The sequence below is a fragment of the Achromobacter sp. 1014246743 genome (genome assembly GCF_059760725.1).
In genome coordinates this window covers 47548-64253 of record NZ_JCBANA010000012.1, presented here as the reverse complement: position 1 = coordinate 64253, position 16706 = coordinate 47548, and the positions used below count along the sequence as shown (strand labels likewise).

Sequence of the window (16706 nt, the reverse complement as noted above, 5' to 3'; positions counted from 1 at the left end):
ATGGGTCGACCCACCTCTACCGAGATTCGCCACGCTATGTCCAAGCTTCGCTCCGCAGTGCTCTGGTTGGTCCTCTACACGCAGATCTGGACGCCCGTCCTGGCGCAGACCTTGCCGATTTCGGTAGACCAGAGTGTCGGCGGGCAAAGACCCGTGGTGGGCGTGGCCAACGGCGTGCCGGTGGTCAACATCGCACCGCCCTCGGCCGGTGGGGTGTCCAACAACCACTACACGCAATTCAACGTCGGCCCGTCCGGTGTGGTGCTCAACAACAGCGGCGCGGCCAGCCAGACGCAGGTGGCCGGGCAAGTGGCCGGTAACCCGATGCTGGGCAACCAGCGCGCCACCACCATCCTGAACCAGGTCACGGCGCCCAATCCCTCGCAACTGCGCGGCATGCTGGAAGTCGCCGGCAATCGGGCGAACGTCATTGTTGCCAACCCGGCCGGCATCACCTGCAACGGCTGCGGGTTCTTGAATGCCAATCGCGCCACGCTGACTACCGGCAAGCCGGTCGTGGGGCCGGATGGTTCGCTGGGCTTTGACATTGCCAGTGGTCGCTTGGCGATCGAAGGCGCGGGTCTGTACGGCGCCAACTTGAGCCAACTGGACCTGCTGGCGCGCACGCTGGAACTGAACGCCCAGGTCTGGGCGGACCGCTTGAACGTGGTGGCGGGACCCGCCCGGGTGGGCTACGACGGTATCGACGTGTCGGCCCTGACCGGCGCCGGTGCTACGACTGGCGTATCCATCGACGTGGCCGCCTTGGGTGGCATGTACGCCAACAGCATCCGGCTCATCGGCACCGAGGCTGGTGTGGGCGTGAACATCGGCGGCAACCTGGCTGCGCTGACCGGCACGCTGACCGTCAGCGCCAACGGCGACGTCAAGATTCTGCCGTCTGGCCGCATGCAGGCCGCCACTGACCTGTCGGTGCAGGGCGGGCGCGATATCGTCAACGAGGGCACAGTCACGGCGGGCGGCGCGCTGGCGCTCAATGCGCCGGGTTCAGTCGTCAACACCGGCGCCATGTCCTCGGCGGGCAACGCCAGCATCGTGGCACGGCAACTGGACAACCGCGGTGCCTTCACGGCAGGCCTGCAGGCCGATGGTTCCATCAGCCCCTTGGGTGCATTGAGCGTGCAGGTCAATAACCTGCAGAATGCCGGCACGCTGATGGCCGGCGGCAACGCCACGGTCACGGCCGATGCGCTGGGCCTGTCGGGCGGCAAGTTCGTCGCGGGTGGGGTGTTGACACTCGACGCCAACGGCGCGATCACCAATCGCGCCGGTTCCGTGTACGGCGGCTCGGTGCTGCTGCGAGCTTCCAGCCTGGACAACACCGGTGGCAAGCTCACCAGCGGGGCAGGGCTGACCGCCAACGTCGTGGGCGCAATCGACAATACGGCCGGCACCCTGGCGGGCACCAGCGCGGTTGCCATCACCGGCCAGTCCTTCATCAACGCCGCAGGCGGCGTTGTCTCGGGCGACAGCGTGGCGCTGCGGGGAACGACCGGCCTCAACAACCAAGGCGGTTCCGTCCAAGCCAACGGCGCGCTGCGCGTGGAAACGGCCGGCGCCGTGAACAACCAGGGCGGCAAGCTCTTGGGCAGCACGGCCGATATCCAGGCGGCCAGCCTGGACAACCGCAACGGCGTGGCGCAGGCGGACGGCAAGCTTACCGTCGCCAACACCGGCGCCTTGCAGAACCAGGGCGGTGGCCTCTATGGCGGTTCGGTCGACGTTAAGGCAGCGAACCTGTCCAACACGAACGGCAAGGTCGTCAGCGGTGGCGCGCTGGACGTCAGCACCCCCGGCAACCTGGATAACACCGGCGGCACCATTGCCGCCCAAGGGCAAGCGACGCTGAACGCGCAAGCCCTGTCCAACACCCGCGGCCTCATTGCCGCAGGCAACCTGACGCTCAAGACGCAAGGCCTGCTGGATAACCGCGCCGGCCTGATCCAGGCCGACAACCTCGTGGCCCTGACGGCAGGCGGCCTGAACAACCGCGACACGCTGGCCAATGGGCTGGCCGGAGCAGGCGCCGCTACGCCTGGCGCCCTGGGCGTCATGGGCCAGCAGGTTGCCTTGAACGCCACGGCCATCGACAACCAATCCGGCCGCATCGGCGCGAGCCAGGACCTGGGCGTTGCCACCGGCACGCTCGACAACACGTCGGGCAATGTCTCGTCCGACGCCAACGCCAAGCTCGCGGTCAACAGCCTCACCAACCGCAGCGGCGCGGTGACGGCTGGCAATTCGCTGGAACTGACCACCGACACCCTGGACAACGACGGCAAGCTCCACGCCGGCCAGGACCTTACGATCATCGCCAACACGCTGACCAACCGCGCCACCGGCGAACTGATCGCCCTGCGCAACAACACCCTGGTCATCAGCGGCCTGTTGGCCAACGCCGGCCTCATCGATGGTGGCTACACCCGCATCACTGCGGGCGGCCTGACGAACACCGGCAGGATCTACGGCGACCGCGTCGGCATCCAGACGCCGACGCTCATCAACGACCCCAACGCCGTCATCGCGTCGCGCGGTGACCTGGACCTGGGCGTGGGCACGCTGACCAATCGCGAGCATGCGCTGATCTACTCGGCGGGAGACCTGCGCGTGGGCGGGGCGCTGGACGCAATGGGCAAGGCCACGGGGCAGGCGCAGTCGCTGGTCAATGAATCGGCCACCATCGAAGCGGAACGCAACGCGGATATCGCGGCGGCCAGCATCCAGAATCGCAACCTGCACTTCGCCAGCCAAACGTTCGAGGTCAGCAACGAGGAAAAGTGGTTCTATCGCCTGGACGGCACCACCGAGATCGTCGACGGCGAAGGCATGTGGTTCTGCAACACCGTCAAATCCATCTGCGGCCGCGGCCCCAGATGGATGGGCCAGTACGACGAACGGCGCCTGTTGCTGCCGTCGACCCGCTATCCGGAAAGCCAGTACGGGCCGCCGTTTGACTACAGCAGCATTCAGGAAGACCAGCAAGGCCGTGCCGGCGTCAGCGCGCCGATCGGGCTGGCGTATATCCCGGAAGAGCCGTCGTGCGGCGGTGGCGATGCCGGGGCTTGCACCGTCAACGCCGCCCAGTTCTTCTACAAACCCGACGCCAAGATCTGGTCGGTCTTCGAGGTCGAGCGCCCCACCGGCATCAGGAAACCACCGTCACCGGATGACTGCGGCTTTCGCTGCCCTGCGGACCTGGCCCAGCAACAGGCCACCTACGAGCGCGACCTGCAGCTCTACGACACGTTGAACGAGAAGATCCGCGACTTCAACGCCGACTTCCGCAACAACCGCATGATCAAGGACTTCACTTTCTACGAAGTCACGCAGATCACGCGCGAAACCCGCATCACGCAAAGCGATCCGGGCAAGATCATCGTGGGCGGCAACGCGCGTCTGGCCGGCAACATCCTCAACGACAAGAGCCGCATCCTGGCCGGCGGAACCCTCAAAACCGAAGGCGGCACGCTCAGCAACGTCGGCGCCGAAGGCCTGCGCACGGTCGACCGCGTAGGCAACATGGCCTACACCTACGAGAGAAACGACTCGCGCAAATACAACTGGTCCGAGTACAACGCCACCGTCCTGGCCGAACGTATCGAAACCGGCCTGGGCGCCGCGCAAGGCAACACTACGGTATCGACGTCTGGCCAAACACCCGGCGCCAGCACCGTCACCCCGGCCCTGCCGCCAGCCACCCTGACCCGCATCACGCTGCCGGGCAACAAGGCCATCACGGTGGTCGTTCTGCCGCCCGTCATCCCGACCAGCGCGCTGTACCGCGTCATGCAGGCGCCCAATGCGCCGTACCTGATCGCCACCGACAGCCAGTTCATCGGCTCGCGCTCGGTGGTGTCCAGCGACTTCCTGCTGCAGAAACTCAACCAGGACCCCGGCACGATCCTCAAGCGCCTGGGCGACGGCTTCTATGAACAGAAGCTGGTGGCCGAACAGGTCATGCTCGCCAGCGGCCAGCGTTTCGTGGGCGACTACACCGACAACGAAACCCAGTACAAGGCCTTGCTCGCGGCAGGCGCCGACTTTGCCGGCAATTTCGGGCTGACCATCGGCACGGCGCTGTCCGAAGACCAGATGCGCAACCTGTCCAGCGACATCGTCTGGTTGGTGGAGCAGACGGTCACCTTGCCCGACGGCACCCAGCAAAAGGTGCTGACCCCGCAGGTCTACCTGGCCGTCAAGCCCGGCGACCTTCGCGGCGACGGCTCGCTGATCGCGGGCCGCGATACCCAGATCAGCGCAACGGGTGATGTGAACAACAGCGGCAACCTCGGCGCGCGCAACGCGCTGGTCGTCGACGCTCAGAACGTGCGCAACAGCGTCGGCACCATACAGGGCAAGACCGTCAACCTGAACGCGCGCAACGACATCGACAACCTGGCGGGTCTGCTCAAGGGCGAGTCGGTCTCGCTGGTTGCGGGCCGGGACATCAATCTGACGTCCAGCACGCAATCGAACGTGCGCGGGGGTATCAGCAACACGATCGTTGATGGCGTGGCACGCGTCGATGCGGGCACCTTGAGCGCGCAGGCGGGCAGGGATTTCAACGCCCAGGCTGCGGCTATCGCCGCCAAGGAAGATGCCACCATTCGCGCGGGCAACGATATCAACCTGACGGCTGCCGGAACGCGGTACGGGGAATCGCACGACTTCGGCAAGAAGAACCGGGCGGAGATGCGTACGACCACCGATATCGGCACGCAGATTGCCGCGGGCGGCAACCTCACGCTGATCGCGACGCAGGATGTCAACGCCATCGCTGCCCAAGTGGCGTCGGACAAGCAACTGGCCGTAGGGGCCGGCCGCGACATCAACATACTCGCGGGCGATTCCAGCGGGTACACCTACAACGAGATCTACTACAAGACCAAGGGGTTCCTGTCGAGCAAGACCACGCATCGCATCCGCGAGACGGAATGGACGCAAGGGGTCAGTGCGACGTTCGGCGGTGATTCGGTCGTGATGCTCGCTGGCCGCGACATGAAGGTCGTTGGCTCGAACGTAGTGGGTGACCGCGACGTGCAGATCGGCGTCGGCCGCGATCTTCAAGTCCTGGCCAAAGATGAAACCTATAAGGACTACCAGTACGAGAAGGTCAAGAAGTCGGGTCTGGGCGGCGGAGGCGGCTTCAGCCTGGGCTACAACAAGCAAGAACGCACCGACTGGAACCGCGGTGCCAGCGGGGGCTATTCGGCCAGCACCATTGGCAGCGCGGGCGGCGACCTCATCATCGATGCTGGCCGCGATGTGGGCGTCATGGGCAGCAACTTGTTGGCCCAGGACGGCAATATCTCCATCGCTGGCCGCAACGTCGCCATCATCGCTGGTGTGGGTGAGGCGCGTCAGCACGAGTACCACGAGTTCAAGCAATCCGGCCTGACCATTGGCGTGGCGGGCGGCATGCTGGGTGCTGCGCAGCAGATTCAGGGCACGCTGGAGCAGGCGGGCGAAGCCAAGAGCGGTCGCCTGGCCGCGGTCAAGGTCGGGCAGGCCGCGTATCAGGCGGTGCAAGCCAAGCGGACGATGGACGTGGCCAAGGGGGCGAAGGCCACCGCAGCTGAAAAGGAGGCCGCCAGCGCCCAGATCCAGATCAGCATCGGCGCCAGCAAATCCGTCAGCGAAACCAAGCGCACGCAAGAGTCGGCGTTTGGCTCATCCGTCATGGCCGGTGGCAACATCTCCATCGTTGCGCTGGGAGACAAGGGCGTAGCGGGCACGGGCAACCTGTCCATCATCGGCAGCGACGTGGCCGGCAAGAACGTGTTGCTGGCGGCGACCAACGACCTGATGCTGCAAAGCCAGGCACTGACGTCCACCGAAGTTTCCACCAATAAAAACAGCGGCTGGAAGCTTGGCGTGGGTATCGGCGTGTCCGACAGCGGCAGCGGTGGCGGCATCAATATCTTTGCCAGCGGCTACGTCGGTAGCGGCAACGCCAAGGGTAACGGCACCACCTATCGCGAAACCCAGGTCAGCGCGCGAGACAACCTGACGCTGATCTCCGGCGGCGACACCATTCTGGAAGGCGCCCAGGCGCGCGCGGACAGCATCCGTGCGGACATCGGCCGCAATCTGATCCTGACCAGCCAGCAAGATTCGGACCGCTACGACGCCAAGCAACAGCAAGCGAACGCAGGCGCCAGTTTCAGTTTCGGTTCCATGTCCGGCAACGCCTATATCGGCGCAAGCCAAGGCAAGACCAAGTCGAACTACGACAGTGTCGTGGAACAGACGGGGTTGTACGCAGGCAAGGGTGGCTATGACATCTACGTCGGCAAGCATACGCAGCTGACGGGCGCCGTCATCGCCAGCGACGCCGAGGCGGCCAAGAACTGGCTGTCCACGGAAACGCTGGGGTTCCGCGACCTGCAGAACAAGGCGGACTATAAGTCGACCACGGTGGGACTCAGCCTGGGCATGTCCGGGACGTTCGAAAAGCCCACGAAGGGCGATGCGATAGGCGGAGGTCCGTCGGGGCTGAGTTTTGCGACCACTAGCGGCAGCGAATCCGGTACGACCCGTGCTGCGGTATCGGCGGGCACGATTGAAGTGCGGTCGGATAAGGACACGGGACGGGATAGCACGGCGGGGCTGAGTCGCGATACGGCTGGCGCGAACGGCAGCATTGGCAAGATCTTCGACAAGGACAAGGTCCGCGAGCAGATCGAGTTCCAGCAGGCGTTTGGTCAGCTGGGGATGCAGATCGCGGGGGATGTTGCGGACGAGTTGAAGAAGGGCAACCCCGGCTTGTGGGGCGAGGATGGTGTAGGCCGCATTGCTCTGCACACGGCGGTCGCTGGTATTGGCGCAGCACTGGGCGGCGGCAATGTGGCGGGCGCCATTGCTGGCACCGTAGCGGGGGATCTCGCCGCCAGCGTGGTGCGAGACCAGGTCGATAGAGCCGTCGCGGGCTTGCCGGCTGAGATGCGCGACCAAGTCGCCAAGGTCATTCTGAACGTCGTCGCCAGTGCAGCGGGCGGTATCGCTGGTGGGACTAGCGGCGCGGGTGGTGCGGCGGCGTCGGATATGTACAACCGGCAATTGCATCCGGATGAAGGCCTTTGGATTAAGAAAAATGCCAAACGCTACGCTGAACAACAGGGCATTCCGCTTGCTCAGGCCGAAGCTGAACTGACGGGTCAAGCGCAGAGACAGGCCGACTCGGCAGCAGCTGAGAGCTATGTTGAGAACCAGAACGCTCGCGCCTTCCTATCGCAAATGACGGGCACGCAAGGTAATGGCTTTGTTTACTTTGATGGTAAAGCGGACGGTACCTACGACAACCATATCTTGTTCGCCGGTGGTATCAAAGAGAACGCGGATCTAACCGAACTCTATGACTTGGCGTGGAAGCGCCTACAGGCAGGACTCGAGCATCCTTCGAATTTGACGGGATCAAACCGAGCCTTGGCAGACGCGACGCTTGATGTTGCCAACTATGTTTCCAATCCGGCAGAAATCGCCAAGGTGGCGCAAGCGCTGCAGGACGAGCGTGCGAAAGCTGAGGCCGCTGGCGACTTTATTCTGCAGCGTGTAATCGACGACAAGCTGACGAATATCACTCTGATGCAGCAGGGGGGGGTGTTCGACTTGCAGGATCTCACCTGGGAGCAGCGTGAGGTGCTCGGGATGGCCTTGCAGGCCGGGTTGGAGGGCGGACGGCTGTCAGTCTCTCAAGTCCGAGCAATGGTTGCGAAGGCTCGGGTTGAGGCAGTGGCTGGGGCTAAAAGCTCCTCAGTTCCTCTACTTGGCGATTCGTCAACAGGGGGAGCGCCGCAGGTTGTACGAAACGCTGAGGTATTGGATAAGAACGGTCGGGTGCTTGTTCGACAGAATCCTGTTACCGGAGAATATGAGAAAACAGTACCCCGATTGCTGCCGGAAAATAGTAATTCCAAGCTATTGCTGACGGATGGCAGTGGTTCCAAATTTGAGTATCCTGAACGAATAAGCTTTAATCCGGAAATCGTATCTCATGTCGGTAGTTTTGACGGTCTTACACAAAAAAAGGGAATTAGCGGAACTCACAATAAGGATGCCTTTCTTGAGGTGGTTTCCACGTACGGCGTGAAGATTATTAATCAGTCCGCTGGTTCTGCCGAAGGAATTTATACATACAGATATCAGATTCCGGCATATGATTCCAAAGGAAATACGATAGGCTATAAGGCTAATGAATTTGTTAAAACAGTATATGACCCCGCTGTTTTTACAGATCAAAAAATACTAGAGTTTGGGCAGAAGGCTGCGGCAATTGGTTACGAAGAGGCGATCAGGAAGGGAGAGAGTGGTTACGATAGCGCTTATGGTGGCATCACCTTTAGAGTCTATTTGGATAAGGGTGTCGTACAAAACTTTCATCCAAAATAAGGAGGTTGTGTGAAAAAATTATTTGATCAGCCATTTGATAAATCAGATTCTTTCTGGGTATTGAAAGTTTATTTCAATATTATGTATAGTGACGGAAATTTCATCGACGCCGCGGATCGTATATCTAGACGATGGGGTTTTAGCACTGATGGCGCTTATTGCCGATTTCCCGACATGAATAGTTTTGATTCAGATGAGCATTTTGAGGGGGTGGAATTTACATACGGACTTTCGCCAAACGAAAGTACTATTATCGTCAGTGATAAAGTTTGCTTCGAATTCTTGAAAAGGGCATGCGAAATCTATATCTCGCGGCATCCAGAATATTCGTTGAAAGTAACAGAGATAATTTCGAGGTTGCCAAAATAAGAAAATAATGTGTCAACCTCTGAGGTTCCCGGACGAGTTTGTCGCAGTCCTCCAGTGGGGCCCGTAAATAAGGTGTCAGACTACGTTTTCAGTCCGATGAGTACCTCGGAAAACGTAGTCTGACGCCTTATTAGTGGGCAAAGAGCTGCAGCCGTCGGCTACGAAGAGGCAATTCGGAAGGGTATTAGTAGTTATGATAGTACTTACGGCGGCGTCACTTTCCGAGCCTATTTAGAGAAAAGTGCCGTTGTACGGAATTTTCATCCTAAATAGGGAAGGGGTATGAGCGAATTGTTCGGTCAACCTTATGATCAGTCAGATAGACTTTGGGTTCTGAAGGCCTATTTTGATATTATGTATTCAGATGGAAACTTCATCGCGGCCGTGAAAAATATTTGCCGTAAATGGGGGTACAGTACTGATGGCGCGTATTGTAGATTCCCTGACTTGAATAGCTTTTTCCAGGAAGATCATTTTGAAGGAGTTGAATTTGCATATGGCATTCCTCCGGATGAAATCACTGTTTATGTTGATGAGAGAACTTGTTTAGACTTCGTGGGGGAGGCCTGTGAAATCTATATTTCAAGGCACCCTGAATCAAGGTTGGAAATTGCTAGATTACTTGAAGCAAAGTCGAAGTAATAAATAAGGGGTCAGACTACGTTTTCGGGCGAAGAGTAGCCTGGGCTGAAGTGGGAAGTGAGACTAATTTATCTGGCCTTGCTCTTCATCTCTTGATGCGAGTGCTAGGCTGCCACAGTTATGTTCTTTGATAGCTGTGCCATGGCTCCCAGGCTGCCCAGATTAATTGTTCCTCACTGCCCGCATCACGTTGTTCAGCGAGGTCACAGCCGTCAAGCGGTATTTGTGTCGGCGGATGATTACGGCGCGTACCTGGCTGATCTCAATGAGAAGAAAGTCGAACTAGGCGTGCAGTTGCACGCCTACTGACTGATGACGAATCACGTGCATCTTCTACTTACGCCTGGCGATGACGTGAGTGGGGTAGCTCGACTAATGAAAGAGGTCGTTAGGCGTGCGACTCGGCGCTTCAATGACCGGTCGAGGCGATCTGGCTCTCTGTGGGAATCTCGATATAAATCGAGCGTCGTCCAGACAGAAACCTACCTTTTGGCCTGTATGCGATATATAGAACTCAATCCCGTCAGGGCGGGGATGGTCGCGCGCTGCGAAGACTATCAGTGGTCCAGCTATCGGGCGAGGATGGGGTTATGTGATAGCTCTAGGCTTGATCTGCATCCAGTGTATTTGGCATTGGCCGTCGACGAGAGGCTGCGCCGCATGACATATCAAGATTATGTGCGGAGCCAGGAATCCGCGGATGAGTTGGCATTGATGCGCCGAGCGAGTAGAGAAGGCCATCCGACAGCGGATGATGAGTTCAAAGCAGCACTTGAACTGTCTCTGGGGCGACGGGTTGTACCCAAGGCTCATGGGCAGCCGTGAAAAACGTAGTCTGACACCCTATTTTGATGAGATTAACAATTCGAGCTGCGTTATTTTATTTTTCCACGCTGTTGATGTTTTATTCAACATTGGGTTTGGTTGCGGAATTTATAGCGATGCCTTTATTGGCTTGGATAGGTGGGGGTGGGGATTATAGTGTGGGCGGCTGGGAGAGAATTTATATATGGTTGAAACTTGTGCCGTTTGCTAGTGCGATAACTTTTCTGTGCACATGGCGATCCTATAGAAAGTCTATGGGTCGATAGCGTGTAACGAATAAGATACCGTCTTTCCCGCTAAGCGTTTAGCTGTAGTCGATTGGTTGTATCCAAGGCCCATGGGCGGCCACGAAAAGCGTAGTCTGACATCTTATCGCACCTTATTTGCTTTTTGGGAATGGGGTTGTCTCGATATTCGCCTTCAAGCATTTGGCCTTGGGCGGCAGGCGCCGCAAGTGGGGCTTTGGGGTCGGAAGCAACCAATAGTGTCGTCAATATCCTCCTGAATAATTGGGGAAGAAGGAAAATCGGTAGGTCATGTTTAAAATAATCAGTAAGAGATTTTTTGTGGCGCTTTTGCTTTTTGTGTTTTTAATTTTTGTGGCAGGCGTGATATTCGAATTTGTTGTTTTTCCTCTGCTCGGTGTGATATTGACTGATTCCAAATATATATTTCCTTCCATGGAGAGATTGGTGGGCTGGGAGAAGCTAATTTTGACTGTGAGTCCGATAGCCGCTCTTTTGTCCGCGATTCTAATGAGAGGTGGTAGGTAATTAATGAGATGCCAGACTGCGTTTTCAGCCCGGTGAGCGTCCCGAAAAACGTAGTCTGACACCTTATTTTTTGTGACTATCCTCACTACAAAAGATGGTGTTCCAATATTTTTGACTTCCAGGGATGAAATATATAAAGGACTTGTGATGATTGTGACGGTTGGAGGGTATTTAATTGATGCCAAGAACGGGCGCGTGCAATTCGCAGCTCTGATCAATCCAAGCGTAGAGGCCCTTAAGTCGCGTCTGGAAGAGTTTTCTAACAATCGGTCTGGAGCCTTGGTCGCGCGATTAGAGCCGCCAGCTGAGGTCGGACCTAGCAGGCTCCGCCTCTATGTGGATGGTTTCAAATATCTTTTAATGCTTGAGGAAAATGCGGAAGATGGAGAGGGCTTGGTTCGGACACTTACAACTTCTACGGAAAGGGGTTTAGTGCCCGTGCTCGGTGAGCCATATCCAATATCAGCCATAACATCTGATTTTTCCCTTGTCTCTCAATTGTTTATAGATTTTGTAATGCTTGGGGATATTTCCAGGGAAATCATGCGAGATTAAAAATAAGCCTGTTGAAAATAACGTGGAACAAGGTGTCAACCTGCGACCGCAATGCGGGTGATGAATTTAGTGTTGCACTCGAATTATCTCTAGACCGATCGGTTTTATCCACGGCCCGCAGGCGGTCTCGAAAAAGTGGTCTGATACTTTATCCCATATCCTACCCGCAAAGAGATGACACCAATCTACACGACAACTTTTAGCCCGGCTGAGGCCTTTGCATATTTGTCTTTTCTCGCGCTCGTTGCCTACGGATTGTTTGTCTATATTCCGGGGGTAAAACGCAAGACTGAAATTGAGTGTGGCGTTCGTTTGGGGGAGGTGCGCGTAGCGGCCAGTTTTGGCGATTCTTCGCTGCGTTGGGGAGGCGCTTTCTATAGAGTTACTCTCTACGATAAGTGTGTAATCGTCTGCTTTTTCTCAGCAACTGTGTATAGCTACAGACAAGTCAGGCTTCGCAAGCCTTACAAGAAAAATTCGCATCGACTCGACCTGGCTATAAAAAACACACCTGTTTCTTTTTATGGAAATAGCATCGATCTAGGGAAATTTGTGGATGTGCTAAGTGAGCGAAAAGAGCATGATGTTGAAGAATAAAATAAGGTGTCGGACTGCATTTTCATTCTGGTGAACTTCCTGGAAAACGTAGTCTGGCACCTTTATTTTCATGACAACAATGACGCTTTGCTGTGTCCCCAAAAAGGGGGGGCGTAATGGAAGAAATTACAACCTATAGAGAATTACGCGAGTATTTTTTGAGTCGCTATTATGGTTATTGCAGGACCAAGCTAAATCACAAAAGTCGATGGTCGGAGGGGGAGAGTGAGGTGGGTTATGCATATAGTGAATTCGATAATTCCTTTGACACTCCAGTGGAGAAGCTAATGCTTGAGGTGCTCTCTCTGATACTTGACGCTGGGCGCGCTAAGGAGAACATTCAGGAATACCACCGAAGCGCTATCAGAAAAATATTTGATGAAAACGAGCTTTCCGATATGCTGAAAAAAATTCCGGCGGAAGACGCGAGCGAGCTTAAAAGTGACTTGAGAATCCTGGGATTTATCTCCTGAAAATAAGGTGTCAAACTAAGTTCTCAGTCTGATGAGTGTCCTGGAAAATGTACTTTGACACCCTATATTCCAGAAGCAAGCGAACTTCTGAAAAATAGATATGCAAATTAGAATAAACAATGCTATTGATTTTTGCTATCGCCTTTTTATCAAGGAAGGCAATTTGTCGCCTGTCTTTAGATATCCAATCTTGGTAATTGGGCTGGCTTTTATTTTTCTCGATTTCGAGATTTGGGATACCGGTTGGGTGTATTGCGTGGGATTTGTTTTTGCGCTGATCGGTGGGTATTCTGCAAGGGCGGCACAGTTAGGTATTCGCCCTTTTGAGCGGACGCCCTATCCACGCGGATGGCTAAAGAGCAGAAGAATAGAGCAGCGAAATGGCGAGGATTAAAAAGAAAAATAGGATACCGTTTTGCCCATAAAAGGATTAGGTATCTGACCCTGAGGTGTCCCACGAATTTTCAGGGAAACCTATTTCAAATAAGGTGTCAGACTGCATTTTCATTCTGGCGAACGTCCCGGAAAACGTAGTCTGACGCCTTATTTTCATCGCCAAAAAAATATGATGTCTGACGCACTAGGTTTTTGGGTATCTACCGGCCTCGCTTGAAGCACCTCGCCATGACATATATACATTACGCTGTTGTTAATGAAATCTGCCCAATTTGCGGACAGGGGAGAATCCTTGTGGCGGCTGAGGAGGATGGCAAGAGGTCGTTTGTCATGTGTGAAGATTGTGAGTCCCAATGGGATGAACCTACCGAATCCTATAACGCGTCATCAGCTAGTCGAGATCGGCATACGTTCTCGCGCTATTTGAATTCCGACGAGTTGATAGGACATTTGTGGCAATCTCATGTCCTGAATGTCGGAAGGCTTTAACTCCAAAATAAGGTGTAGAACTACGTTTTCGGTAATGATGAATATTGCATCGAGAATTACCCAGATTAATTCCACATTTGAATCTTGTGATAGCTGTTTCGTCAGATTGATGATTTTTCCAGAAGGAAACCATCCTGAAGAAATCACCAGTATTTTAGGGCTTGCGCCGTCGAAGCTGAACGTGGCTGGTGAAAAGGTCGTGAATCATCGGGGGATGGCAAGGTACGTAAAGTACTCGGCATGGTTTTTATCATCGGAAGAATTCGTGGGTTCGAAAGACCTTCGTGATCATATAGACTGGTTGGTTGGAAAATTAAATCTATGTGCTGATGGATGGAAGGCAGTTCAAAATTTGAAAGGAGTAAAAATCACGCTGAAATGCGTGTGGCTGTCCAAACTCGGTCATTCGGGACCTGTTTTGTGGCCTGAACAAATGAAGTCGCTTGCAGATTTGAATTTGGAGTGCTCATTTGATATATATTTTCCGAATGAGTAGGAAGTGGGTAGGGCTACGTACTCGGACTATAGGCAGCGCCTCGAAGGCGTAGTTGACACCATATTTCTGGTCAGAGTATTTGGCGTTAAATTATTTTCTAGATGTGGTTCATAGTCTTCCAGGTTGATTGAATGAGACAGTCAGAGTGGTACAAGAACCGTATTCTGTGGCGCGCAGAAAAGCTCTGCTTGAAGAGCTATGCTTGGCAGCATTTTTCATCAACGAATGACAGCGCCGCTAAGAGTGTTGAAGAAGCCGCTGCCGATTTCGGCGCACCTCTCTTCATTTTTTGGGCGAGCGATGCGGTGTGGACCCTACTTACCGATCAGTTTTTGATTGGCAAGTTGGATAGTAGATTGTCATCAGTACATCTGGATAAGCTGCAAGATGTCTCGACCGTTCTGGATGAGGGTTTGGCCGCAAGTGAAGGCAAGCGAATGGCGGAAATCATCTGTGCAGGAGATCAGAAAAAATTCTGGGCGCCCGCGGGAAATGCACATTTTGCACTTAGGAACATTCTTAATATGTTCCCGATAAATACTCCGTAGCGGGCAACGCAAAAGTCGGGTGTGAGATTGTTTTTTTGATCCTAAGCTGAATAAAAAATGCCTACCAAGCTCTGTCGCGTGTTAATTCCAGATTCATTTGACAATGCCTTTCCACTTGTTGCGGATGTGTTGTCTGAACTGGGAGCAAGTTTGGTCAATCCGGCAACGGAAAAAATAACAAGCTGGAATGAGGAAGGTGGACCTGTCGAGCTTGACTGGCGAGGCTCGGTCAAGCAAACAGTGCGTCCGCAAGCTGGCCGCGTTCAATTTTGGCTAGCTTCTGATGACGATATATTTGTTAGCTGGACACTGAAAGAGCCGGGAGTGGAGTTTGATTTCTACTTGAATGGTGTACGCATCGAGACAGCAAAATGTCTAATCGCAAAATTTGTGGAAATCATCTTGACCCGATTCATGCACGCTTATCAGGATGAGACCGCATTGGCATTGCGGTTTGAATAGAAAATAAGGTTTCAGACTACGTCTTTGACGCTTTCTTCCTGAGTGTTGCATTGCGCCTGGCAATCCGTGCCGGCGGCCAACATCACCGGACAGCCATGCCTCTCTTGACAAGGCGCTCATCTCAGCAAGACTGGCATCTCTCGCACTGACTCATGAGAATCACACCCTCGAAGATAAATCTCAGACTTATCTGATTGAGCTACCCGCGCTCACGCGATAGATTGGCTGCTGGCCCTGGCGACCCAGCCGCAGCACTTAATATCCCTGCCCCTCCGCCGTTAGTACTCAGTAAGTACTAGAAACTTGCAGCCTGATAGCGATCGACCGCATGGCGGCTCGGTGATACAGCGGCTTGGGACGATGGGTCGGAATACTTGGATCGACGCCAAGATTTTCTTGTTTTCCAAACCTTGCCACCAAACAGGGCGAATTTCACCCATTCAAGATCGCCTTCATCGGATACCACCACGATCATGCAAGCCCTCAAATTGGCGGCCGCTGCCGCCTTATCGCTGCTGACCTCTGGCTGCGCTTTCATCATGGGTTCGCCGGCCAAGCCGTTGGCGACAAATCCCGCGCCCGACGAAGTACTCAGCCCGGTGCTGATCTACACGTCTGACTGCGATTTCCAGAAAGAGATCGACGACACCGGATGGATCGGCGCCAGCACCGCGCTGCCGGCGTTGTATGCGGCCGAGGCCGTGTGCAAGGCGCTGAACGACGAACTGCCGGGTGCCATGGATGCGGCAGGCATCAAGGCGACATTCAAGCTGCGCAAGCAGGACCCGAAGTCCGCCCGGCCGCAGGCACTGAAGGAAGATGCGGCGGCCATCGGGGCGAAGTACGTCGTGGCGCTGGGTGAGCCGGGTGGCTTTGGCGGCTATCAGCAGTACGGGCCGTCGGTCGGCATCAAGGTGCGTTTGTACGACGCCGAGTCGGGTGAATACCGTGGCTATGACGAAGACACCTACCCGATTTCACTGCGTGATTTTTCCAATCGAGGCCCGGCCGCAGATGGCCTGCGCATTGCGGCGGATATCGCCAACAAGCTGGTGCATACGATGCGCAAGCGTTGTACCGAGGCCTATCCGTACCAGTGCGGCAAGACCGGGCTATTCCGCCTGGCCGAACCGCGCGATGCCTATGGCAAGTGATTCCCCCCCATGTCCCAATGCCCTAATTGCCATACCCGGAATTCACAGACCGCGCTGCGTTGCACGGCCTGCGGCACGTCGCTGCATCAACAGCCCGACAGCGCCGACGCGGTGTCATACCGTCGCGCGGCGTTCTGGGTCGACGCGCGGATGTTCTCGGGTATTGGCGCGGTGGTTGGCCTTGGGCTAGGCTGGTTGCTGCGCTATGCCTTGATGTCGGAAATGCGGATCTATCTGGATCAGCGCGAGCGTTACCTGCTGATAGCCGCGTCGGTCATCGTGGGGGCCGTATGCGGTGTTTGCCTGGCCGCGAAGCGGGCCGGGGCGGATGCCGTACGCAAACCGCTCAAGCCGCCCAAGCGGCACGCTCCGCCGCCGCCGCTGTCCAACCCGTGGGAACGCGACCATTGAATGCACGGGTCGGATCTCAACAGATTCGGGCAGGTCTACGGTCGGCTGGCCGCAAGCACCGACCATGCTGCGTGTCGACCGCCAGCCCCCCGGCAGACGGTCAACGC

Annotated in this window: 13 protein-coding genes; all 13 read left to right on the top strand. The window is 55.8% G+C overall.

Annotation, left to right across the window (positions count from 1 at the left end):
* Positions 1-36: 36 nt before the first annotated feature.
* Positions 37-8409, top strand: coding sequence for a two-partner secretion domain-containing protein (locus AC6LJ2_RS07525; RefSeq protein ID WP_498151110.1), 8373 nt, complete (start codon positions 37-39; stop codon positions 8407-8409).
* Positions 8410-8418: 9 nt separating this feature from the next.
* Positions 8419-8778: a ribonuclease toxin immunity protein CdiI gene (gene cdiI / locus AC6LJ2_RS07520; RefSeq protein ID WP_498151109.1), complete on the top strand. Its 360-nt coding sequence runs from the start codon at positions 8419-8421 to the stop codon at positions 8776-8778.
* Between the two features lie 282 nt (positions 8779-9060).
* Positions 9061-9420, top strand: a complete 360-nt coding sequence (cdiI, locus tag AC6LJ2_RS07515) for a ribonuclease toxin immunity protein CdiI (RefSeq protein ID WP_498151108.1) — start codon at positions 9061-9063, stop codon at positions 9418-9420.
* A 312-nt stretch (positions 9421-9732) separates the two neighbouring features.
* Positions 9733-10245 carry a transposase gene (locus AC6LJ2_RS07510; RefSeq protein ID WP_498151107.1) on the top strand — a complete coding sequence of 171 codons (513 nt, stop codon included), beginning with the start codon at positions 9733-9735 and terminating at the stop codon, positions 10243-10245.
* Positions 10246-11090: 845 nt separating this feature from the next.
* The gene (locus tag AC6LJ2_RS07505) at positions 11091-11573 is read left to right on the top strand and encodes a DUF6911 family protein (protein ID WP_498151106.1); all 483 of its coding nucleotides are present in this window, start codon (positions 11091-11093) and stop codon (positions 11571-11573) included.
* 174 nt (positions 11574-11747) lie between these two features.
* Positions 11748-12170: a hypothetical protein gene (locus tag AC6LJ2_RS07500; RefSeq protein WP_498151105.1), complete on the top strand. Its 423-nt coding sequence runs from the start codon at positions 11748-11750 to the stop codon at positions 12168-12170.
* Positions 12171-12286: 116 nt separating this feature from the next.
* Entirely contained in the window at positions 12287-12643 is a 357-nt protein-coding gene (imm2, locus tag AC6LJ2_RS07495; protein ID WP_498151104.1) for an Imm2 family immunity protein, read from the top strand.
* 100 nt (positions 12644-12743) lie between these two features.
* Positions 12744-13037 (top strand): hypothetical protein, encoded by a 294-nt coding sequence (locus tag AC6LJ2_RS07490; RefSeq protein ID WP_498151103.1) that lies wholly within the window; start codon positions 12744-12746, stop codon positions 13035-13037.
* A 525-nt stretch (positions 13038-13562) separates the two neighbouring features.
* Positions 13563-14024: a DUF4279 domain-containing protein gene (locus AC6LJ2_RS07485; RefSeq protein ID WP_498151102.1), complete on the top strand. Its 462-nt coding sequence runs from the start codon at positions 13563-13565 to the stop codon at positions 14022-14024.
* A 188-nt stretch (positions 14025-14212) separates the two neighbouring features.
* Positions 14213-14572: a hypothetical protein gene (locus tag AC6LJ2_RS07480; protein ID WP_498151101.1), complete on the top strand. Its 360-nt coding sequence runs from the start codon at positions 14213-14215 to the stop codon at positions 14570-14572.
* 57 nt (positions 14573-14629) lie between these two features.
* Positions 14630-15034, top strand: a complete 405-nt coding sequence (locus AC6LJ2_RS07475; protein WP_376139485.1) for a hypothetical protein — start codon at positions 14630-14632, stop codon at positions 15032-15034.
* A 374-nt stretch (positions 15035-15408) separates the two neighbouring features.
* A complete protein-coding gene (locus tag AC6LJ2_RS07470) occupies positions 15409-16188 on the top strand; it encodes a hypothetical protein (RefSeq protein ID WP_498151100.1) in 780 nt (259 codons plus the stop codon).
* A gap of 9 nt (positions 16189-16197) precedes the next feature.
* Positions 16198-16599 (top strand): zinc-ribbon domain-containing protein, encoded by a 402-nt coding sequence (locus AC6LJ2_RS07465; protein ID WP_498151099.1) that lies wholly within the window; start codon positions 16198-16200, stop codon positions 16597-16599.
* Positions 16600-16706: the final 107 nt, after the last annotated feature.

Coding starts and splice junctions, on each gene's coding strand:
- AC6LJ2_RS07525 (WP_498151110.1), top strand. CDS start 37: ATGTCCAAGCTTCGCTCCGCAGTGCTCTGGTTGGTCCTCTACACGCAG.
- cdiI (WP_498151108.1), top strand. CDS start 9,061: ATGAGCGAATTGTTCGGTCAACCTTATGATCAGTCAGATAGACTTTGG.
- AC6LJ2_RS07510 (WP_498151107.1), top strand. CDS start 9,733: ATGACGAATCACGTGCATCTTCTACTTACGCCTGGCGATGACGTGAGT.
- AC6LJ2_RS07500 (WP_498151105.1), top strand. CDS start 11,748: ATGACACCAATCTACACGACAACTTTTAGCCCGGCTGAGGCCTTTGCA.
- imm2 (WP_498151104.1), top strand. CDS start 12,287: ATGGAAGAAATTACAACCTATAGAGAATTACGCGAGTATTTTTTGAGT.
- AC6LJ2_RS07490 (WP_498151103.1), top strand. CDS start 12,744: ATGCAAATTAGAATAAACAATGCTATTGATTTTTGCTATCGCCTTTTT.
- AC6LJ2_RS07485 (WP_498151102.1), top strand. CDS start 13,563: ATGATGAATATTGCATCGAGAATTACCCAGATTAATTCCACATTTGAA.
- AC6LJ2_RS07475 (WP_376139485.1), top strand. CDS start 14,630: ATGCCTACCAAGCTCTGTCGCGTGTTAATTCCAGATTCATTTGACAAT.
- AC6LJ2_RS07465 (WP_498151099.1), top strand. CDS start 16,198: ATGTCCCAATGCCCTAATTGCCATACCCGGAATTCACAGACCGCGCTG.